Origin of the sequence: Streptomyces sp. NPDC056835 (assembly GCF_042789485.1) — a bacterium.
Classification (GTDB): domain Bacteria; phylum Actinomycetota; class Actinomycetes; order Streptomycetales; family Streptomycetaceae; genus Streptomyces.
The window spans coordinates 53585-73007 of the sequence record NZ_JBHUBB010000041.1; the positions used below are offsets into that span (position 1 = coordinate 53585).

The window sequence follows — 19423 nt, forward strand, 5'->3', positions numbered from 1 at the left end:
CGGCGCCAGACACCGGCGAACCCACCAACGCTTACGCTCCGGAAGGAAATCCCTCATGGAAGACGTCTACCAGCGCCTGCTGGAACTGCTGACCAGCACCTTCGGCCTGGACCCCGAGAGCATCGAACCGACCAGTACGCTCAGCGCCCTCGAACTCGATTCCCTCGCCCTCGTGGAGCTCTCCGTCGCCGCCCAGGAGGAGTTCGACGTACCGCTCGAAGACAGCGAGCTGGGCCCCGATTCGACCGTAGGACAGGCCGCCGAGCTCATCTCGGGCAAACTGGCCACCGTCTGATGGGCGGCCGTCCACCGACGACCGCCCCGGCACGGGCCCCGTTCGACGCCGCGATCACCGGAATCGGCATGGTCACCGCCGCCGGGGTCGGGGTGGAGCGGAGCTGGGAGCGGATCCGTGCCGGGGCCGGTACGGCGGCCACCGACGTACCGGCGCTCGCCGGCATACCCGCCGACTTCGCGTGCGCCGTCACCGATTTCGACCCCAGCGGGCTCATCGAACGCAAACAGGCGTGGCGGCTGGACCGCAGCAGCCAGCTGGCCATGGTCGCCGCCCATGAGGCGGTCACCGACTCCGGCCTCGACCGGGACTCCTGGGACGCCACCAGGGTCGGTGTCATCCTCGGCAACGGCATCGGCGGCGCCACCACCTGGGAGAAACAGCACAAGGTGCTGCTGGAACGCGGGGCACGCAAGGTCTCCCCGCTGCTCGTCCCCATGCTGTCGCCCAACATGTGCGCGGGATATGTCTCCATGATGTTCGGCGCCCGTGGCCCCAGCCTGGTGACGGCGACGGCCTGCGCCTCCGGGACCACCGCGGTGGGCATGGCGCGCGAACTGCTGCGGAGCGGAGCCTGCGACGTGGTGATCACCGGGGGCACCGAGGCGCCCCTGGTCCCCTCGCTGATCACGGGTTTCGGCCAGATGCGGGCCCTGGCCGGCCGGCGCGACGATCTGTCCGCCACCTCCCGTCCCTTCGACGCCGACCGGGACGGCTTCGTGCCGGCCGAGGGCGCGGCCGTACTCGTCCTGGAACGCGCCGAGGACGCCAGGGCGCGCGGAGCCACGATCCGGGCCATGGTCAGCGGGTACGGCGCCTCCGCCGACGCGTTCCACGCGACCGCCCCTGATCCGGACGGCGGGGGCGCCGAACTCGCCGTGCGCGCCGCGCTGCGCGACGCCGGGGTCGGCCCCGGCGAGGTGGACCATGTCAACGCGCACGGCACGGCGACGGTACTCAACGACGCCACCGAGGCCCGCATGATCCGCCGGGTGCTCGGGGAGCGGCCCGCCGTCACCTCCGTCAAGGGCGTGGTGGGCCACTCCCTGGCCGCGGCCGGGGCCATCGAGGCGGTGGTGACGGCGCTGGCCCTCCAAGAGGGCCACATCCCGCCGACCGCCAACCTGGAGAGCCTGGATCCGGAACTGGAACTGGACATGGTGTTCAAGGCGGGGCGCGATCTGCGCGCCGAGGTGGCCGTCAGCAACTCCTTCGGGTTCGGCGGTCAGAATGCCGTACTGCTGTTCACCAGGGCGTGACCGGTCCGTGGTCGGCCCCGGCCGTGGACACGGCGGCGGCCGTCCGAGCGCCGAGGGCACGCACCACGGCAGCGGCCGCGACCGCGTGGCCGAGACTGTTCGGCCGCGCCCGGTCGCGGCTCCACACGGCCGCCGTCCCGGGGTCGGAGCAGTGGGACGCGAGGTCGATGTAGAGCGTGCCATGGCGCAGGGCGACGGCTCTGGCCTGTTCGGACATCCGTTTCTGCTGTTCGGCCACCTGTTCCCGGCGGCCGGCCGGCAGTCCGGGCCAGTCGGCCAACCGGTAGGAGCCGAGCAGCGCGACGTCGTAGCCGGCGTCGCGCAACGGCGCGACGATCCGTACCAGTTCGGCGGTCGGTCCGTTCATGGCGAGCGTCTCGTCCGGTGTGTACGCGGTGCCGCAGCAGACCAGCGCGAGGTCCCCCCGGAAGGCGAGCGCGGCCGGGAGTTGCCCGGAGCGCACCTGCGCGGCGCGCAGTTCCCGCCGGCCGAGGAGGTTGAGGTACGCGAAGCCCTCGGCGGCGTCACCCAGGGCCGTCGCGACCCTGTCGTACCAGGGCCTCGGTCCGTATCCCTCGACCTGTTCCGCGGCCCGCTCCACCGCGATGTCGCCCAGCACCACCAAGCGGCGCCACGGGGCCCCGGCGAGGAGTTCTCCGGCCTCGCCGGGCCGCAGGCACCGCGGGTCCGCCCCCTCGTGGACACGGGACATTCGCTGTTCGGTCGTGTCGTCCATGGTGCTCCCCTCGTTCTGAACCCTTCCTTGCTGCCCGCTTCGATTCCGCTCCACTCCATCGATTTGCCCACGTCCGGGGCGCGCCGAGCGGTCTCAGGAAGATCTCAGCGCGATCTCAGGAAGCTGCGGCAGCATCGATGGCGCGGCGGCAGCGGCGGCCGGTACGCCTCCGGGGCCGGACAGGCCCCGGGCCCGCGCAGGTTCGAATCCGGCCCTTTCCGCCGACCGTCCGATGCCGTGCCGCGGCGCCGTCCCCGTTGGCCGGGGGACCGCGCCCAGGGCCGTCAGGCGGACGGGACACCGGTGTGCCGCTCGCTGTCCGCGCCGTGGCCCGCGTACCCATTCCCGGAAGTCGCCGGGCCCGCCCTCCGGTGCCGGCGGCCCATTCCGTGGCACCACCCGAGACGTTGCGAATCGCGAAGGGAAGTCCGGATGATCGACAAACTGCTGAAGAGGCCGCTGGAGTTGGTGGAGGACAACTTCCGGCAGCCGAACGGGCGCGCCGGTCGGCTGATCGGCCATGTGATGGCGAAGCAGCACCGTACGCTCACCGTGTGGGCGATCGAGCACATGGAGGTACGGCGTTCCCAGCGTGTGCTGGACATCGGCTGTGGCGGCGGAATGGCCGTCAAGCTGCTGTCGGAGCAGGCGAGTGGGGGGTTCGTCGCCGGAGTGGACTACTCCACGGAGATGGTCCGTCAGTCCGTACTGCGCAATGTCGACGGCGTCGCCGCGGGACGGGTGGAGATCAAGCGGGGCGACGCGGGCGAGCTGCCGTACGGCGACGCCTCCTTCGACCAGGTCAGCGCCATCGAGACGTTCTACTTCTGGCCCGACCCGATGCGTGGGCTCAGCGAGGCGTACCGGGTGCTCAAGCCCGGCGGGCAGGTGTCGATCACCCTGGAGATGAGCCGGGAGGCCGCCGAGAGGCCCACGGCGAAACAACGTCTCCTCGGGCGGCGGTTCACCGAGCGTTCCGAGCGCGAGGGCCTGCGCATCCTCTCGGGGGCCGATCTGGTGGACATGCTGGGCAAGGCCGGTTTCCGGGACGCCCGGTACGTCGCGGAGCCGGCCCGCTCGTTCGGCTGGGTCTGCGCCCTGGCCCGGAAGTGAAGGGGAGGGACACTCGTATGACGACATCACGCGGCACCGCCGCCACCGTTCCGTCCCCGTCCCCGTCCTCGTCCCCGTCCTGGGCCGCGACCCCCTCGGCGCCCGAGGCGCGCGGGCTGCCCGTGCTGGGGAGCGTGCTCGACTTCCGCAAGGACATCCTGGACGCCATGCACCAGGGCTGGCGCGACCACGGCGATCTGGTCCGCTACCGCCTCGGTCCGGTCGTCGTCCACGGCGTCTCCAGCGCCGAGCTGGCCGGTGAGGTCCTTACGGACAGCGCGACCTACGGCAAGCTCGGCCCGGACAATCCGCTCCGGCTGATCCTCGGTGAGGGCCTGCTCACCAGTGACGACCACGAGAGCTGGATGCGCAACAGGCGCATGATGCAGCCCATTTACACCAAGCAGGCCATCGCCCGCATGTTCGACTCGATGACGGAGTCGACCGTACGGCAGGTCGACCACATGGCCGCCGCCTACCGGAGCGGCGATGTGGTGGACGTGCACGAGGAGATGATGCGGGTCACGCTCGACATCGTCAGCCGGTGCATGTTCAGTACCGATGTCGAGCAGACCCGGGACGGCATCAGCCCGGAGGCCGTCGACGTCGCCATCAACTACGCCTTCGACCGGCTGCAGAACCCCTTCAGCCCGCCGACCCAGTGGCCCACACCGCGCAACCGCCGCTTCCAGGAGGTGATGAAGGGGATCGACACGATGACGTACGGGATCATCGCGGAGCGCCGCAAGGCGGCCGCCGACGGTGTCCCGCGCGGTGAAGGGCCGCCCGATCTGCTGGACATGATGCTGGACGTACGGGACGCGGACACCGGCGAGGGCATGAGCGACCGCGAGGTGCGGGACGAGGTCATCACCACCTTCGGCGCCGGACACGAGACCACCGCGATCACCCTCACCTGGGCCTTCTATCTGCTCTCCGGCAACCGCCAGGCACTGCGCCGGGTGCAGGACGAGGTGGACGACGTCCTCGGCGACCGTATGCCCACCATGGACGACCTGGCGGCCATGCCGTACGCCCTCCAGGTCTTCGAGGAGGCGCTGCGGCTGTACCCGTCGGCGCCGATCGTGCCCAGGCTGGTGCTCAAGGACACCGTGCTGGGGGGCCACAGCGTGCCGGCCGGCTCACGGCTGCTGGTCAATCTCTACAACATCCACCGCCATGAGCGGCACTGGACCGATCCGGAGCGTTTCGATCCGGACCGCTTCTCCGCCGAGGGCAAGAAGGGGCGGCACCGCTTCGCGCATATGCCCTTCGGCGCGGGTCCGCATCTCTGCATAGGCAAGCACTTCGCGTTGATGGAGGCACATCTGCTGCTCGCCGCACTGGTACGGCGCTACGAGTTCCGGCATGTGCCGGCGCATCGGGTCGTCAACCAGGCGTCGATCACCCTGCGGCCGCGCTACGGAATGTCGATGACCGCGCACGCGCGTACGGGAGCGCTCGGCGCTCCGTAAGGGTGGTGCACCGGCGCGGGGCGCCACCACGCGTACGGCGCGGCAGAGCACGGCGCGGCACAGCACAACGCACAACGCACAACAAGTACCGGTATCGGATGGGAAGACGGACCCGATGAACTTGGACCCCAGCACAGCGGACGCGGAGCGCCTGAACTGGACACAGTACCGTCCGGGCCAGGAGGCCGGCCACTACGAGAGCTTCTACCAGCGGGGCAACCACCCGACGGAGCCCCGGGCCTTCTGGATCCGGTACACGATCTTCAGTCCCGCCGGCATGCCCCAGGCCGCCATCGGTGAGCTGTGGGCCATCTACTTCGACGGGACGACCGGCCGTCATGTGGTGGCCAAGGAGGAATACCCGATCTCCGACTGCCACTTCAGCCCCGACTCCTTCGCCGCCCGGGTGAACGACCGGGTCCTGGAGACGGGCGCCCTGAAGGGCGAGGCGGCCGGCACCAACGGGCACATCGGCTGGGACCTGACGTACGAGGGCACCGAGCCGCCGCTGCTCCTGCTGCCGCCGGGCATGTACACCGGAGGTTTCCCCAAGGCCAAGAGCCTGGTCGGGGTCCCGCTGGCGAGCTACAGCGGCAAGCTCACGGTCGATGGCGAGACGATCGACGTCGACGGCTGGACCGGCAGCCAGAACCACAACTGGGGCAGCCGGCACACCGATCACTACGCCTTCGGTCAGGTGGCCGGGTTCGACGAGCACCCGGACAGCTTCCTGGAGATCGTCACCGGCCGTACGAAGCTGGTGGGCCCGGTCAAGACGCCGAAGATCACTTTCCTGGTGCTCCGCCACGAGGAGCGTGAGTACTCCCTGTCCGCGCCCCGTCAGGCGCTCAAGGCCAAGGCCGACTTCGGCTATTTCTACTGGGACTTCACCAGTTCCGACGAGACCGTCGCCATCCGGGGCCGCTTCACCGCGGCGCCCGAGGACTTCGTCGGGCTCAACTACTACAACCCTCCCGGCGGCATCAAGCACTGCCTGAACACCAAGATCGGCAGCTGTGAGCTGGAGATGATCAACAAGGCGACCGGCAGGCGCCAACGTCTCACCACGAGCAACCGCGCGCTGATGGAGATTCTGACGGACGACCGCGAACACGGAATCGCGATCCGCGCATGAGAGACCGTCGCGACCCGGCCCGCGAGGGACAGGTGGAGGACTCTGCCCGCGGGGTTTCGGGCGGGCCGTCGGACGGGGCTTCGGGCGGGCTTTCGGAGGGGGCTTCGGGCGGGCCGTCGGACGAGGCGACCGGCTCGTCGGGGTCCGCCGGGCGTGGTGGGTGCCGGTTACCCACGCGTCTGTCCCGCGTGACCAGTCGTCACCGGGTGCCGCTCGCCGTCCTGTGGCTGCTGCTGTTCGTGGTCGCCGGCCAGGGGGCCGCCTCGCTGCCCGGTCTGCTCAGCGGCGGTGGGTGGTACGTGCCGGGCTCCGGCTCCGCCGTCGCCGCCGAGCGGCTCACCGAGGGGTTCGACGGACGCGGCGCCACCTCCCTGACCCTCGTGGTCGAGGACACCCGGTACCGGGCCGGCGATCCCGCCTTCGAGGCGCGGGTACGGGACGCCGCCGAGGCCGTGCTCCGGGACGACGACCTCAAGGCCACGGGCGGCTACGGATACACCACGCTCACCGGTGACCGGGCGCGCGCCGCCTTCCTCGGCGACGACGACCGGACCGCGCTGGTCCGTGTCGGCTCCGAGCTGGACGACGGCACCGCCCGCCGCCTGCTGCCCGACATCCAGGACAAGCTCAGCCAGGAGTACGAGCCGCGGGGGCTGCGGGTGTCCCTGGTGAGCCAGGCCGCGCTGTGGGGCGAGGTGAACCATCTGAGCGAACGCGGGCTGATCCTCGCCGAGTTGGTCACCCTGCCGCTGATCCTCCTCGTTCTGCTGCTGCTCTTCCGCAGCGTGGCGGCCGCGCTCGCCGCCCTGCTGGTCGGGGTCACCTCGGTGGTCTTCGCCCTCGCGGTGCTCGCCGTCGTCGCCCGGCGGACCGAGCTCTCGGTGTTCGTACAGAACGCCGCCACGATGCTGGGTCTCGGCGTGGGCGTGGACTATTCACTCTTCATGATCATGCGTTTCAAGAGTGAGCTGCCTCCCGGCGGCGGCCCGCTCTCCCGGGAGGACCGCGAGCACGCGCTCGCGCGCACGCTGCGTACGTCGGGCGAGACCGTCGTGGCCTCCGGCATCACCATCGTGGCCGCCATGTCCACCCTCTTCCTGGTGGATCTGAGCGTCATCCAGTCGATGGCTCTCGGCGCCGTGGTCGTGGTCGCCTTCTCCGTCCTGACCAGTGTGCTGCTGCTGCCCGTACTGCTGCATCTGCTGGGGGCCAGGATCGAGTGGGGCCGGGTCGGCCGCCGCGAGGTGAACACGAAAGGCCCTGGGTCCGGCGGCGGCTGGATCGCCGTGACCCACGCGGTCATGCGCCGTCCCGTGCTGTTCCTGGTGGTCGGCGTCGCGGCACTGACCGCGCTCGCCGTCCCGGCCGTGCGGCTGGACACCTTCACCCCGGACGCCCGGGTCGTGCCCGCGGACGCGGCGGTACGCCAGGGGTACGACGCGGCCAGGGACGAGTTCGGGGTGGGCAGCGCGGCCCCGCTCCAGGTGGTCGTCGAGTCGCGCGAACCACTCCAGCGGCGCTCCGACGCGGATGTGGCGAAGCTGCTGCGGTTCCACGACGCCGTCGCCGCACTGCCCGGGGTGGTACGGACCGACTCGGCGGTCGGCACGCTCCGACAGGCAGGCCAGGACCGGCCGTTCGCGGTCCTGACCTCGCTGGACCGGCTGCCCGCCGACGCCCGGGGCACGGTCGGGCACTTCGTGTCCCGGGACGGCAGGACCGCGCTCATCGAGGTGGTGGGCGACGGCACCGCCTCCTCCGGCTCGGTGCGGGACCTGCTCACGTCCGTACGCGCCGCGGCCGCCGGGTTCACGGCCGGCGGCGGAGGCTGGCGGGTGAACGTCGGCGGGGAGACCGCCGAGGGCGTCGACGCGAACAAGGTGATCGAGGACAGGCTGGTGCCGGTCATCGCGACCATGCTCGCCGTCATCTATCTGCTGCTGCTTCTCACCTTCCGCTCCCTGTTCCTGCCGCTCAAGGCCATCGCCATGAACCTGCTCTCCGTGGGCGCCACCTACGGGGTGCTTGTCCTGGTCTTCCAGGACGGTCTGGGAAGCGGGCTGTTCGGCTTCGACGTGGACGGCCACCTCACCAACTTCGTCCCCGTACTGCTGGTCACCCTGCTGTTCAGCCTCAGCACGGACTATGAGGTCTTCCTGCTCAGCCGGGTACGCGAGGACTACCTCGCCACCGGGGACGGCATCGGCAGCGTGGCGCGCGGCATGTCCTCCACCATGCCGCTGATCTCCGGCGCGGCGGTCCTCATGGTCGCGGTCTTCGCGGCCTTCGCGTTCACCGGCATCCTGCCCATGCAGCAGCTGGGCCTGGGCATGGCCCTGGCCATCGCGCTCGACGCGACGGTCATCCGGCTCCTGGTCGTCCCGGCGTCCATGCGTCTGATGAGCCGCTGGAACTGGTGGCTGCCGGGTCGCGAGCACGCGCCGGGACCCGCCTTCGCCAGGCATGACACCACCGACGACACACCCGTACCCGTACAAGCCGAAAGTACGGTCAGCATGAAAGGGACGGCCCCGTAGTGACCGACCAGACCGCCGCGATACCACCGGAGTCCGACTCCCCCTCACGGATATCCGAGAGCATCGTCATCCAAGTGCCGCCCGAGACCGCCTACGCGGCGGTCAGCGATGTGGCTCGGATGGGTGAGTGGAGCCCGGAGTGCCGTGGCGCGTGGATCATCGGACGGGGCGGCCCGGCCAGGACGGGCATGCGCTTCATCGGGCGCAACCGCGCCCGGTGGCTGCCGTGGCCCACCCTGTGCCAGGTGGTCGAGGCCGATCCCGGTCGCACCTTCGCGTTCCATGTGAGCTTCCTCGGTATCGCGGTGGCGGGCTGGACGTACCGCTTCACGCCGTTGCCCGAGGGATGCGAGGTGCACGAGGAGTGGCGGGACCGTCGCTCCGGCCCGTTCGGCATGGCACTCACGGCCGTCACCCCGCTGGTGACCGGCGTCGTACGCCGCAGGTCCCGCAACCGGGCGACCATGCGCACCACGCTCGTCGCACTGCGGGACGCTCTGGAGTCCGGCCGCTAGGTCGTGTTTCGAAAGTCCCGCCTGGCCGCAGTCCCGCCTCCGGGTCGCTGGAACATCCGGGTCACTGGAACAGAAGACAAGAAACCGGACAGGAAGGAGCCCCATGATGCAGCCCGTCATAGCCGGTGCGCGTACCGGCGGGCCGGAAGTGGATCAGACGTCCGTTCCCGGCGCCCAACTCTGCCTGGACTTCTACGCCGGCCTCGCCTCCGGCATCGCCGTGGTCACGGCGCCCTCGGACGACGGGCCGGTGGGAACGACCGTCTCGACGGTCACCTCGCTCTCGGCCGACCCACCGCTGCTGCTCGTCTGCCTGTCCCACACCTCGCGTACGCTCGCCGCGATCCGGCCCGGTTCCGCCTTCGCGGTGCACCTGCTGCACGAGGAACAGAGCGGCCGGGCGCGGCTGTTCTCCACCGCCACCCCCGCCGAGCGGTTCGCCGCCGAATCGTACGAGGAGGTGCTTGGTGTACCCGTGCTCGCCGACACCTTCGCCTGGTCGGTCTGCCGGACCGAGGAGGTGCGCGCGTACGGCGACCACTGCCTCGTCGTCGGGCGGGTGGCCGCCCTGCACACGGCCGGCGGGCGGCCCCTGATCTGGCACGACCGCGCCTTCCGCACCCTGGCGGAAGGGGGGAAGCGGTGACGGCCCCGGTACGGGAGGAGCCCTGCTGGGCATCCGACGCCTCCCCCGGAGACTCCCCCGGCCGGGCCACCGGCGGCACGCCTGCCGCGCGGGTGACCGGTGGGCTGACCGCCGACGTCGCCGTGGTCGGAGCCGGGCTGGCCGGCCTGTCCACCGCCTACCACCTGATCGAGCGCGATCCCGCACTGGATGTCGTCGTCGTGGACGCCCGGCATCCGGCGGCCGGTGCCAGCGGCCGGGGCACCGGCCTCCTCGGGCCCCGGGTCGGTCCGGCCATCGACCGGGCCGCCCGCCGCTTCGGCCCTTCCATGGCGCGGCGCATGTATCTGGCCTCCGTCACCGCGGTGGAGCGGGTGATCGCGCTGACGGAGGAGTTGGGCGCGCCGTGCGGGCTGCGTGCGGGCGAGCAGATCGTGGCGACCCGTACCGCTTCCGGCCTGGCGTCCCTCGCCCGGCAGGCGCGCACGTATCAGGCGCTCGGCCTGGACGTCCCCGTGCTGTCGGCCGCCGACATCCGCGAGCGCCTGGATGTCCCGTACCACGCGGGGCTGCTCCACCGCTCCGCCGCCACCCTCGACCCGGCCGCGCTGAGCGGTGCGCTGGCGGCCGCCTGCGCCGCGAAGGGCGTCCGTTTCCATGACGACAGTCCCCTGCGCGGCGTGCACCCCGGCGCTGGCGGCAGGCCCACCGAACTGCTCTTCCCCAGCGGTACGCTCCGGGTCCGCAAGGCCGTTCTGGCCGTCAACGCGGCGGCGGGACCGCTCGGGCTGCCCGTCGGCACGGTCCTGCCCCTCCAGGTGCACGCCATCGCCACCGCCCCGCTCGGTCCCGAGGCCCGCGAAGCGCTGGGGGGCCGTACCGGAACGTCCCTTGTCGACAGCATGTCCCTGGCGCCGTACTTCCGTCTCACCCACGACGGCCGCCTGGTGGTGGGCGGCGGCAGGGCCGTCCATCTGCCGGGCCTGCGCGCCGACCGGGCCACCGCGCTGCGCACCGCCACCTGGTCCTGGCTGGAGGAGCGGCTGCGCCGTCTGCACCCCGGTCTCGCCGAAGTACCGGTCACCCACCGCTGGTCGGGACAGATAGGCATGACCATCGATGACCTTCCGGTCGTCGGGCGCGTCGGCGGCCATCCGGATGTGTGGTACGTCGGTGGCTGCTGCGGCCATGGCCTGGCCATGTCGGTGGCCCATGGATCACATGTCGCGAAGTCCCTCGTCGAAGCGCCCTCGGAGACCTGGGGACCCGCCCACTACCCCTGGCACCGCGACCGGGCCCCACGGGTCCCGCTCACCGCGCGCCCGGCCAGAGGACTTCTACGGGCCTATCTGAACGGCATGGACCGGGAAGCCCGCCGCACACCGTGAGGCCGGGTCTCCTGGTCCTGACCCGGCTGACCCGCCTGACCGGCCTGTTCGGCGGCTTTGATCGTCAGCTGAGAGGAGAACAGACTGCTGGGCCGCAGGCCGAACATCGCGTGGAACGCGCTGCTGAAGTGGGACGGACTGGCGAAGCCCGACTCGACGGCCGCCGTGCTCAGATCGGGCCAGGTGTCCAGCAGAGTCGCCACCCGCACCATGCGCGTCCACATCCGGTACCGACGGAACGTCGTGCCCGTCTCGGCCCGGAACAGCCGGAGGAAAGCCGAGACGGACAGACCGGCCTCCGCCGCCAGTTCCGTGGCCGGCAGCCGCTGTCCGGACTTCTCGGAGAGCCGGCGGGTCGCCTGCTGGACGCGCGGGTCCCGGCGGCCCGAAAGGCCGTCGGGTCCGGCGAGCTCCAGCCACCGCCGGACCGCCGGCAGCGGCACGTCCCGCTCCAACAGGGCTGCCAGCGAGGTCAGTTCGCGCTCGTGTTCGTGGTCCCAGGCCAGTTCGGCGCCACCGCTCATCAACCGGCGGCACGCCCGTTCACGCGCGGACGCGGGGTCCAGGTAGCAGAAGGCCATCCGGCCCCCGTCGGCGACGATCCGGTGCCGCACCCGCGCCGCCACCAGTGCCGTACGGACGACATGGGCCGGGCCATGCTCCAGCCGGACCGTGAACTCCCCGTCGACACCGACCGCCAGACAGCTCACCGCCCCGGAGTGGACGTCCAGTTCGAAGGACGGTCCGACGTACAGCGCGTGCCCCGGCCACAACCACAACGCGGCCTGGTCACGGCACGTTTCTGAAAGCAGCGCCGGTCGCATGCGGGCATGCTAACCAACACCCCGATCATCCCTTCCTCTTACCTCTGGTTGAACGGAAAAAACATGTGGACCGACCGACTCACCACCGCACTGTTCGTCGTCGTCGGTGCGGTGAACCTCCTGCCCGGAGTCGTGGCACTGGCGCCGTCCCAGATCGCGACCGCGTACGGAGTGTCGATCGACGGGCCCGACTCCGCTGATCTGACGGTGCTTCTGCGGCATCGCGCGGTGTTACTGGGACTCGTCGGAATCGCCCTGCTCTGCGCGGCGTTCATCCCGTCGATGCGGGTCCCCGCGCTCATCGGCGGCGCGGTCAGTATGGGCTCGTTCCTGCTGCTCTCGTACTCCACGCCGGCGCTCAACGACGCGACGATGCGGGTGGCACGGATCGATATCGCGGCGATCGCGCTGCTGGCCGTGACAGCCGTCCTGGTCTGGCGCGAGAACGCCTGAAGGCCGGGGAGGCGAGGTGCGTTCGCGCCTCGCCTTCCCGGTGCCCGCGGCCCGGCAGCGCCACCCTCATCGGGCGGCGGCCGGGCCGCCGTTGTGCGGAGAGGGCAGGATTCGAACCTGCGAGGGCTTTCACCCGGTCCAGGTTTCCCAGGAACCCCGTTGGGCCGCTTCGGGTACCTCTCCCCACCTCGGGGCGGGGTCTCCCCCGTTCCCTCCGGTGCTCATGATTCTGCTGGAACAGCCTGAGATTTCGCTGACACGATCCTGAGACGCCTCGTGCGCCCAAAGCCTCTCGTTCGGATCATGCCGGGCACGCGGCGGCCGGTGTCAGGCGGTGCGGTCCGCGAAGGGCCCGTTGGGCGCGAAGACCAGCTCGGCGAAACGTTCACCGATGCGGTGGTGGGTGGCGGCGTCCGGGTGGAGCTGGTCGGGCAGCGGCAACTCTGCGGCGTCGGCTTCGCCGTAGAGTTCACGGCCGTCCAGGTAGTGCAGGTTCGGGTCCTCGGCCGCCCGCTGCTCCACGACGCGGGCCAGTTCGTCCCGGATGACCTTGAGCGTCAGCTTCCCGGCGGCCCGTTCCGCGGGGTCGCCCGCGGCCCGGAACCGGAGCTTCCCCTCACTGACGTCGCTGAAGTCCGGCACGCTGGGGCCCGGGGTGTCCTCGTGGATGGGGCACAGGATGGACGAGACGACCAGCAGCGGTGCGGTGGGGTGGCCTTCACGGATGGTGTCGAGGAAGCCGTGGACGGCGGGGGCGAAGGCACGCAGCCGCATCAGGTCGGCGTTGACCAGGTTGATGCCGAGCTTGACGCTGATGAAGTCGGCGGGGGTGTCCCGCAGCGCGCGGGCGGTGAACGGGTCCAGCAGGGCGCTGCCGCCCAGCCCCAGATTGATCAGCTCCACACCGCCGAGGGAGGAGGCCAGCGCCGGCCAGGTGGTGGTGGGGCTCGCGGCGTCGGAGCCGTGGCTGATCGAACTGCCGTGGTGCAGCCATATCTTGCGGCCCCGGTCCGGTGCGGGCTCGACGGGAGCGTCGGTGCGCAGGGCGACGAGTTCGGTGGTCTCGTTGTGCGGCAACCAGATCTCGATGTCCTTGACGTCGTCGGACAGGTCGGTGAAGCGGAGGGTGCCGACAGGGCCCGGCCGGTGCTCGGCGGTCCCCGTGGTCATGTCGATGGTCAAGGTGTTGCCACCGGTCACGCCGGCCCGGCCGGCCAGGCGGGCGTCGACCAGCAGGTCATACACGCCGTGAGGGCGCGGCGGGGCACCCACGTAGACCCGCTTGGTGGGCAGCACGTCCAGCTCTATGGCGGTGGCCCCGGTACGGAAGGCCAGCCGGACGCCTGAGGGCTGCGACTCGGCCATGGCGAGCTGTCCGTCGGAGCACTGGGCGCGGGCCCGGGCGGGCAGCCGGTGCGGCAGGACACCGTGCGCGGTGTGCTCCAGGTCGAGGGCGCCGCGCAGGATGTCCGCGGTGATGGGTGTGGTGATCCAGTTGTGCGTGGTGTTCATTGCTCCGCCTGTCGATCAAGATGTCCGAGTCGTTCGGTCGTGCCGAGGGCCACGGCTGCGGGCCGGCGGCCGGTGGCCGCCGTGACGGCCGGGTTCATGGTGCGGGCCAGTTCCGCAGGAGGGCGTCGAGAGCGTCCAGGACCCGCGACCAGCTTTCCTGCGAGTCGGGGGCGCTGTGGCTGAAGCCTCCTGCCGTCTCCAGGCTGACGTAGCCGTGGAAGACACTGCCCAGCAACCGGACCGCGTGGGTCTGGTCCGGCTCCGTGAGGTCGTAGCCCCGCAGGATCGCCCGCGTCATCTGCGCGTGCCTGCCGCCGGCGCTGGCCGCCGCCGTCTCCGGGTCGAGCCTGAGCCGTGCCGCGGCGTAGCGGCCGGGGTGCTCCCTGGCGTAATCGCGGTAGGCGTTCGCGAAGGCCGACAGGGCGTCCTTGCCGGCCCGCCCGGCCACGGCGGCGGCGACCCGGTCGGCGAGTTCCGCCAGGGCCAGCAGAGCGATCCTGGTCTTGAGGTCCTGGGAGTTCTTCAGGTGCGAGTACAGACTCGCGTCCTTGACACCGAACCGCCGGGCGAGCGCCGAGACGGTCACCTTGTCGAAGCCGACCTGGTCGGCCAGTTCCGCCCCCGCCTGTGTCAGACGTTCCGCGGTCAGCCCAGCTCTTGCCATGACCATCCTCCCATCGACCATAGTCGACTATGCATCTACCTAATCCTATTAGGCAAATCACGATACACCCTATGAGCCGCTGGCCGAGCAGGGTGAGGGATGCGATCACGCGGGCGTTCAACGCCGGGACGGGCACGAGCAGGGTCGGGCACAACACCGATGCCGGACCTTGGCCAACACCGGACGTTCCCTCTCCTCCGGGGCGTCAGCAGACCGTGCCCGGGGCAGCGGCGGTAGCCCTCAGCAGGTCTCGCACCAGATCGAAATCGATGTGCTCCGGTTTACGGAAGCGCAGACAGCCCTTGCCCATGTCCCGTCCGGCCAGCCGCTCCTCGAACGCCTCCCGGACATCGCCACGCATGAGATAGAAGGAGATGTACTGCTTCTGGCTCGCGAAGGCGATCTCGGCGGCACCGTCCCGCTCATAGGCGGGCATGCCGTACGCCATGACCTCGTCGAATCCCCTGAGCTCCGCCCGGCACAGCCGCCGCAGCCCGGCCAGGGCATCTCTGCGCTCCTCCGGCACCTCGGCCAGGTACCCGTCGACATCTTCCGCGCTGCTCCGCACCATGCGGCAAGCCTATTTCGGGTCGGCCATAAGGACCGAGCCACTGGACGAAGGCAGCTTCCAGGCGAGTACGGCGGGCAGGGCGGGGTCGTCAGCGTCCAGGGCCGGATCGTGACGCCATCGGGAAGGGGCCGCGAGGGCAGCGGACCATGTGGGTCGGGAACCATCGGCGGGCGTGTGCCACTGGGAGACCCGCCACCTCGATACGGCCACGCAGCCCCGGCGTCACCTCGGCCGGCCACTCGAAGGCTCGGGCACATCAATTACTGCTCCTATGCGGTCACGCGGGGACGCTCACAGGGCAATACACCTAGACAGCACTACGCCCGCCGTCCGCCGGGATCACGGCACCGGTGATGTAGCCGGCTTTGGGGGACACCAAGAACGCGATGACCTCGGCGATCTCGTCGGCCTGCGCCGGCCGGTTCAGCAGAGTGGTGGTGCCCAGTCGCGCGACGAGTTCGGGTGCCGCCGCCGTGACCACCGGGCCGGGGGCGATGGTGTTGACGCGTACGCCGCTGGGGCTGAATTCCACTGCCCACGCGCGTGTGAGTGCCGCGAGCGCGGCTTTCGTCGCGCTGTAGGCGGCACCGCCGTCCAGTCCGATCTGTCCTGCCATGCTGCCGAGGTTGACGATGTTGCCCGTGCCGCGCTCGGCCATGCCGGGCGCGAGTGCCGCCACCAGGTAGTAGGCGGCACGCACGTTGGTCGCGAACATCGTGTCGAACGTGTCCGGGGCGAGGTCCGCTGTGGCGCCGAACCACCCGATACCGGCGTTGTTCACCAGCACGTCGACTCGGCCCGCCTCCGTGGCGAGTCGCTCGACATCGGCCGCGACGCTCAGATCGGCCGCGACGAACCGCCCGTGACCGCCGTGACCGCCGGCCCGCGCGCCGGGTCCTGCCTTCTCGATCGCCTCGACCGTCGCTGCCCCGCGAGCGGGGTCACGGCCATGCACCACGACGTCGAAGCCGTCCTCGGCCAGCTTGAGCGCGACCGCTTTGCCGATGCCGGAGGTCGCTCCCGTCACCAGCGCGACCCGAGGGTGGGCGTCGACATCCATACGCTCGCTCATGACCGTTCCTCCTGCATTACCTCAAGCCGAGCATCCCTTTTGTTCACTATTGTCTGACCGGATCGCGTTTCACGCGCGCTCCGGGGCAGACGGTTTGACCTTGACACCTTCTCTGAACCACTGAACTCGACTGGGTGATGTCGGGCTGTTCCTCGGGTAGCGAGCAGGTGGCTTCGGCAGTCCTGGGCGGTGAGATATTCGCAGGGTGGCGGCCTGACCGACGCTCAGAGGGCAGCACGGGAGCGTGTCCGCCGCGAAGCCGTGGCTCGCTTCGAGGCGGGGAGAAGAACCGGGAGATCGCTGCCGCACCGCGAGTCTCGGAACGGTCGGTTTGGCGGCCTGGTCCTTCTTCTCCGGGATGACCGCCTGATCTGGCGTTTGCGCAGGTAGGCGCGGTTGGCCCGGGACGAGTACGCCTTGTCGCCGGCGACCGCGCCCGGCCGGGTGCGAGGACGGCCGACTGGGCCGCGGACCCGGACCTTCTTGAGAACGGGGATGAACTGCGGGCTGTCGGCGGCCTGTCCGGCGGTCAGGATGAGCGCGAGTGGGCGGCACTTGCGGTCGGCGGCGAGGTGGACCTTGCTGGTCTGCCCGCCGCGCGATCGGCCGAGCAGGGCGGCCTTCAGCCGGATTCTGTGTCGGCGCCGGATGCGGCGTCGCTCTTCCCGGGCGGGGGACGCCGCCGCTGGACTCCGATGCGGACGAGGCGTGGCGGGCGATGCTGGTCAACCGGTTCGGCACAGTCCGGCCGTTCCTCAAGCTCCTGGTCAAGGTCGTCGACTTCGGTGCCACCCCGGAAGGGCTGCCGGTGCTGAGCGCGCTGAAGTCGCTGCCGGACCTGATGGGCCGCAAGAAGGTCGGCCCGAAGGAGATCGACACCGATCTGCTCGTCGGCTCCTGGCGGCGCCTGGTCCTTTCGGCTCCGCACCTGGAGCCGGGCACGGTGGATGGGAAGGCGTACACGTTCTGCCGGACGATTTCGACGTCCTCGACGAGGACGTGGCCCGCCTCTCCCCGTTTGTACGGCACCACGTCAACATGCCCGGCCGGTACTCGTTCCAACGGCCCGATCTGCCTGGCGGCCTGCGCCCGCTGCGGGCCCCCGGTACCACCGATGATGCGTAGGAAGGCGCATCAGCATTCTCGGTGGCGGAATTGGTCGTGCGGCTTGGGCCTCGGGGCAAACCGGGCACGGGGACCGTGGTGGACTTTGCTCAGCTACAGGGTCCCAGGCTCTGGCTGCCCGCGGCAGTGTTACCGGTGCCGGTCCCGGTCGGCGGCGCTTCGACGGGGAAGAGGATCGGGCTGATCAGGTACTGCGTGCGGTCGGGTGATGGCTCGTTGGCCAGGTGGGGGGCGATCGCCTCCCGCATCCCGTCGATCATCCCGTGCAGTTCCCCAGGACTGAGCCAGACGGCATGCTGCCGGTAGCCGACCAGGTCGGCTATCGGGTCGGCCGTGTCGCGGTCGAGATACGCGGTGAATTCGGCCGCCAGGACCGCCAGAGCGGCGGCGAATGCGCTGCGATGGTCGTCGAGCGAGAGCGAATTGACCGTGTCCGTATTGATCCCCGCGCGGTCGCGGCGCAGCCGGTAGCGGCGCTCGACCGCGCCGCGCACGCGTCGCTCCAGGGCGACTTCCAGGACCCCACCGGCTGCGAGCAGGTCGACGTGCCGGTAGACCGTGGCCTTCGAGACGTCCCGAATGCGGTCGCACAGCTCGGCGGTGGTCAGCTCCCTGCCGCCGCACATCGCATGAACCACTCGCAACCGCACCGGGTGGGCCAAGAGTTCGAAAGCATCCATCCCGTAATGATCTCACGCCGTGCTACCGTTCGCATTCCTTGAGAAAGGTTGTGATGGGATGCCTGACGGCGCTGCGACAGAGTCCATGACTGGCTCAGAACTCTCCTGGATGCCACCGCCCTATGCCGAGCCCGGCCGCTTCAGCGAGCACGAGGTCACCGTCGGCACCGGCCCGCTCGCGGTGTCGGGCACGGTGAGCGTCCCCCGCGGGCAGGCTCCCGGCCCCGGCGTGGTGCTGCTCGCCGGTGGTGGGCCGTTCGACCGCGACGAGACCAGCGGGCCGAACAAACCGCTCAAGGACCTGGCCTGGGGGCTCGCCAGCCGCGGGACGACAGTGCTGCGCTTCGACAAGGCGACCTACGCCCACCGCGATGTGGCCGCGGCATCGGACCTGACGATGACGCAGGAATACGTGCCGCATGCCGTCGACGCGGTCGACCTGCTCCGTAGCCACCGCTCGGTGGACCCCGAGCGGGTCTTCGTCCTCGGCCACAGCATGGGCGGCAAGGTCGCCCCCGCCGTCGCCGTCGCCGCACCCACGGTGGCGGGCCTGGTGATCATGGCCGGTGACACGCAGCCGATGCACCACGCCGCTGTCCGCGTGGTCAGCTACCTCGCCACCGTGCTTCCCGACCAGGTCCCACCCGCGGCCATCGAGACCTTCCAGCGGCAGGCCGCCCTGGTCGACAGCGCGGAGCTCACGCCCTCGACCCCCGCAGCGGATCTGCCGTTCGGCCTGACCGCGCAGTACTGGCTCGAACTGCGTGACTACGACCCGGTCGCGATCGCGGCCGGGCTCAGCAAGCCGATGCTCATCCTCCAAGGAGGACGCGACTACCAGGTCACCGTCACCAACGACCTGGTGCGATGGCGGACGGGCCTGGCCGGCCGCCCGGAAGCCGATATCCGTGTCTACGAAGCCGACAACCACCTGTTCTTCCCCGGCGCAGGACCATCCACCCCCGCCGAATACGGAACTCCGCAGCATGTCGATCCCGCCGTCATCGCCGACATCGCCCATTGGCTGAGCCACGGCCAGGGATGAGGGTTCGCGCCGAACACCGGGCCGCGCGTACGGCCCTTGAGTAGGCGAGGCAACAACCGGGCGGTGCCAGCGTCCCAGTAGACCGTCTCCAGGACGAAGTCCTCGCGGACCGCGCCGCGACGACGCCTACGAGGGCGGGCGCCCTTGCCCTTCACCGGGGCCCGGCGTCCGGCGAGGTCCAGCTCCTCGATGTTGACGCCCAGGATCTCCTCGGCGCGCGCGGTGGTCTCGTAAAGCATCCGCCACAGCGTCTTCTCCCGCAGGTGCACCTCCCGCCACACCCGCGAACTGCTGCCGCAGCCGCTCGGCATACGGGCCGTACTCGCCGATCGGCAGGTACGGACCGATGAACTCCCACTCGGCACCACTCAGTTGCACTCGCGTCACTCAAGACGGTCT

The 19423-nt window shown here is 70.5% G+C and carries 18 protein-coding genes and 4 pseudogenes; 12 read left to right on the forward strand and 10 right to left on the reverse strand.

Annotated elements, in window-relative coordinates; all coding sequences use genetic code 11:
- Nucleotides 1-55: 55 nt before the first annotated feature.
- Together ACFRMN_RS33695 and ACFRMN_RS33700 are read left to right on the forward strand one after the other, a co-directional pair.
- Nucleotides 56-295, forward strand: coding sequence for an acyl carrier protein (locus ACFRMN_RS33695; protein ID WP_383027061.1), 240 nt, complete (start codon nucleotides 56-58; stop codon nucleotides 293-295).
- Nucleotides 295-1554 (forward strand): beta-ketoacyl-[acyl-carrier-protein] synthase family protein, encoded by a 1260-nt coding sequence (locus ACFRMN_RS33700; RefSeq protein WP_383027064.1) that lies wholly within the window; start codon nucleotides 295-297, stop codon nucleotides 1552-1554. Before ACFRMN_RS33695 ends, ACFRMN_RS33700 begins: the two co-directional genes overlap by 1 nt.
- Here the strand turns inward: ACFRMN_RS33700 and ACFRMN_RS33705 are convergent.
- On the reverse strand, nucleotides 1541-2290 hold the full coding sequence (locus ACFRMN_RS33705; RefSeq protein ID WP_383027066.1) for a GDSL-type esterase/lipase family protein: 750 nt from the start codon (nucleotides 2288-2290) through the stop codon (nucleotides 1541-1543). The genes ACFRMN_RS33700 and ACFRMN_RS33705 overlap by 14 nt on opposite strands.
- Nucleotides 2291-2722: 432 nt before the next feature.
- Here ACFRMN_RS33705 and ACFRMN_RS33710 point away from each other — a divergent pair, with 432 nt between their 5' ends.
- The 7 genes from ACFRMN_RS33710 (at nucleotide 2723) to ACFRMN_RS33740 (ending at nucleotide 11078) form a co-directional block, all read left to right on the forward strand.
- Nucleotides 2723-3403, forward strand: a complete 681-nt coding sequence (locus ACFRMN_RS33710; protein ID WP_383027069.1) for a class I SAM-dependent methyltransferase — start codon at nucleotides 2723-2725, stop codon at nucleotides 3401-3403.
- Between the two features lie 17 nt (nucleotides 3404-3420).
- Nucleotides 3421-4878: a cytochrome P450 gene (locus tag ACFRMN_RS33715; protein WP_383027072.1), complete on the forward strand. Its 1458-nt coding sequence runs from the start codon at nucleotides 3421-3423 to the stop codon at nucleotides 4876-4878.
- A 115-nt stretch (nucleotides 4879-4993) separates the two neighbouring features.
- On the forward strand, nucleotides 4994-6013 hold the full coding sequence (locus ACFRMN_RS33720) for a hypothetical protein (protein ID WP_383027075.1): 1020 nt from the start codon (nucleotides 4994-4996) through the stop codon (nucleotides 6011-6013).
- Nucleotides 6014-6201: 188 nt separating this feature from the next.
- The gene (locus ACFRMN_RS33725) at nucleotides 6202-8550 is read left to right on the forward strand and encodes an MMPL family transporter (RefSeq protein WP_383027078.1); all 2349 of its coding nucleotides are present in this window, start codon (nucleotides 6202-6204) and stop codon (nucleotides 8548-8550) included.
- On the forward strand, nucleotides 8550-9065 hold the full coding sequence (locus tag ACFRMN_RS33730) for an SRPBCC family protein (protein ID WP_383027081.1): 516 nt from the start codon (nucleotides 8550-8552) through the stop codon (nucleotides 9063-9065). The genes ACFRMN_RS33725 and ACFRMN_RS33730 overlap by 1 nt, the downstream gene beginning before the upstream one ends.
- Nucleotides 9066-9168: 103 nt before the next feature.
- Nucleotides 9169-9711, forward strand: coding sequence for a flavin reductase family protein (locus ACFRMN_RS33735; protein WP_383027084.1), 543 nt, complete (start codon nucleotides 9169-9171; stop codon nucleotides 9709-9711).
- Entirely contained in the window at nucleotides 9708-11078 is a 1371-nt protein-coding gene (locus ACFRMN_RS33740) for an NAD(P)/FAD-dependent oxidoreductase (RefSeq protein WP_383027087.1), read from the forward strand. Before ACFRMN_RS33735 ends, ACFRMN_RS33740 begins: the two co-directional genes overlap by 4 nt.
- Here the strand turns inward: ACFRMN_RS33740 and ACFRMN_RS33745 are convergent.
- Nucleotides 11036-11902: a helix-turn-helix transcriptional regulator gene (locus tag ACFRMN_RS33745; RefSeq protein ID WP_383027090.1), complete on the reverse strand. Its 867-nt coding sequence runs from the start codon at nucleotides 11900-11902 to the stop codon at nucleotides 11036-11038. The genes ACFRMN_RS33740 and ACFRMN_RS33745 overlap by 43 nt on opposite strands.
- Nucleotides 11903-11965: 63 nt before the next feature.
- Here ACFRMN_RS33745 and ACFRMN_RS33750 point away from each other — a divergent pair, with 63 nt between their 5' ends.
- Entirely contained in the window at nucleotides 11966-12355 is a 390-nt protein-coding gene (locus ACFRMN_RS33750; protein WP_383027092.1) for a hypothetical protein, read from the forward strand.
- A gap of 96 nt (nucleotides 12356-12451) precedes the next feature.
- Here the strand turns inward: ACFRMN_RS33750 and ACFRMN_RS33755 are convergent.
- The 6 genes and pseudogenes from ACFRMN_RS33755 to ACFRMN_RS33780 all read right to left on the reverse strand — a co-directional run.
- A pseudogene (locus tag ACFRMN_RS33755) lies at nucleotides 12452-12538 on the reverse strand.
- A gap of 144 nt (nucleotides 12539-12682) precedes the next feature.
- Nucleotides 12683-13867: a GDSL-type esterase/lipase family protein gene (locus tag ACFRMN_RS33760; protein WP_383027094.1), complete on the reverse strand. Its 1185-nt coding sequence runs from the start codon at nucleotides 13865-13867 to the stop codon at nucleotides 12683-12685.
- Nucleotides 13868-13961: 94 nt separating this feature from the next.
- Nucleotides 13962-14531, reverse strand: a complete 570-nt coding sequence (locus ACFRMN_RS33765; RefSeq protein ID WP_383027095.1) for a TetR/AcrR family transcriptional regulator — start codon at nucleotides 14529-14531, stop codon at nucleotides 13962-13964.
- 205 nt (nucleotides 14532-14736) lie between these two features.
- Entirely contained in the window at nucleotides 14737-15102 is a 366-nt protein-coding gene (locus ACFRMN_RS33770) for an iron chaperone (protein WP_383027097.1), read from the reverse strand.
- A gap of 307 nt (nucleotides 15103-15409) precedes the next feature.
- Nucleotides 15410-16174 (reverse strand): SDR family NAD(P)-dependent oxidoreductase, encoded by a 765-nt coding sequence (locus ACFRMN_RS33775; RefSeq protein WP_383027100.1) that lies wholly within the window; start codon nucleotides 16172-16174, stop codon nucleotides 15410-15412.
- Between the two features lie 333 nt (nucleotides 16175-16507).
- Nucleotides 16508-16839, reverse strand: a pseudogene (locus ACFRMN_RS33780) (transposase); the annotation flags it as partial.
- Between the two features lie 11 nt (nucleotides 16840-16850).
- On the opposite strand from ACFRMN_RS33780, the pseudogene ACFRMN_RS33785 reads away from it, so the two are divergent.
- Nucleotides 16851-17144, forward strand: a pseudogene (locus tag ACFRMN_RS33785) (hypothetical protein); the annotation flags it as partial.
- A 244-nt stretch (nucleotides 17145-17388) separates the two neighbouring features.
- On the opposite strand, the gene ACFRMN_RS33790 reads toward ACFRMN_RS33785, so the two are convergent.
- Nucleotides 17389-17979, reverse strand: a complete 591-nt coding sequence (locus tag ACFRMN_RS33790; RefSeq protein WP_383027103.1) for a helix-turn-helix domain-containing protein — start codon at nucleotides 17977-17979, stop codon at nucleotides 17389-17391.
- A gap of 109 nt (nucleotides 17980-18088) precedes the next feature.
- Between ACFRMN_RS33790 and ACFRMN_RS33795 the strand changes: the two genes are divergently transcribed.
- Nucleotides 18089-19024, forward strand: a complete 936-nt coding sequence (locus tag ACFRMN_RS33795) for an alpha/beta hydrolase family protein (protein ID WP_383027112.1) — start codon at nucleotides 18089-18091, stop codon at nucleotides 19022-19024.
- Here the strand turns inward: ACFRMN_RS33795 and ACFRMN_RS33800 are convergent.
- Nucleotides 19012-19299 (reverse strand): annotated as a pseudogene (locus ACFRMN_RS33800) (site-specific integrase); the annotation flags it as partial. The gene ACFRMN_RS33795 and the pseudogene ACFRMN_RS33800 overlap by 13 nt on opposite strands.
- Nucleotides 19300-19423: the final 124 nt, after the last annotated feature.

Bases quoted from the DNA above. Each gene is read 5' to 3' on its own strand.
- ACFRMN_RS33765 (WP_383027095.1), bottom strand. From the start codon at position 14,531: ATGGCAAGAGCTGGGCTGACCGCGGAACGTCTGACACAGGCGGGGGCG.
- ACFRMN_RS33760 (WP_383027094.1), bottom strand. From the start codon at position 13,867: ATGAACACCACGCACAACTGGATCACCACACCCATCACCGCGGACATC.
- ACFRMN_RS33695 (WP_383027061.1), top strand. From the start codon at position 56: ATGGAAGACGTCTACCAGCGCCTGCTGGAACTGCTGACCAGCACCTTC.
- ACFRMN_RS33710 (WP_383027069.1), top strand. From the start codon at position 2,723: ATGATCGACAAACTGCTGAAGAGGCCGCTGGAGTTGGTGGAGGACAAC.
- ACFRMN_RS33775 (WP_383027100.1), bottom strand. From the start codon at position 16,174: ATGAGCGAGCGTATGGATGTCGACGCCCACCCTCGGGTCGCGCTGGTG.
- ACFRMN_RS33735 (WP_383027084.1), top strand. From the start codon at position 9,169: ATGATGCAGCCCGTCATAGCCGGTGCGCGTACCGGCGGGCCGGAAGTG.
- ACFRMN_RS33705 (WP_383027066.1), bottom strand. From the start codon at position 2,290: ATGGACGACACGACCGAACAGCGAATGTCCCGTGTCCACGAGGGGGCG.
- ACFRMN_RS33715 (WP_383027072.1), top strand. From the start codon at position 3,421: ATGACGACATCACGCGGCACCGCCGCCACCGTTCCGTCCCCGTCCCCG.
- ACFRMN_RS33720 (WP_383027075.1), top strand. From the start codon at position 4,994: ATGAACTTGGACCCCAGCACAGCGGACGCGGAGCGCCTGAACTGGACA.
- ACFRMN_RS33750 (WP_383027092.1), top strand. From the start codon at position 11,966: ATGTGGACCGACCGACTCACCACCGCACTGTTCGTCGTCGTCGGTGCG.
- ACFRMN_RS33790 (WP_383027103.1), bottom strand. From the start codon at position 17,979: ATGGATGCTTTCGAACTCTTGGCCCACCCGGTGCGGTTGCGAGTGGTT.
- ACFRMN_RS33700 (WP_383027064.1), top strand. From the start codon at position 295: ATGGGCGGCCGTCCACCGACGACCGCCCCGGCACGGGCCCCGTTCGAC.
- ACFRMN_RS33770 (WP_383027097.1), bottom strand. From the start codon at position 15,102: ATGGTGCGGAGCAGCGCGGAAGATGTCGACGGGTACCTGGCCGAGGTG.
- ACFRMN_RS33745 (WP_383027090.1), bottom strand. From the start codon at position 11,902: ATGCGACCGGCGCTGCTTTCAGAAACGTGCCGTGACCAGGCCGCGTTG.
- ACFRMN_RS33795 (WP_383027112.1), top strand. From the start codon at position 18,089: ATGCCACCGCCCTATGCCGAGCCCGGCCGCTTCAGCGAGCACGAGGTC.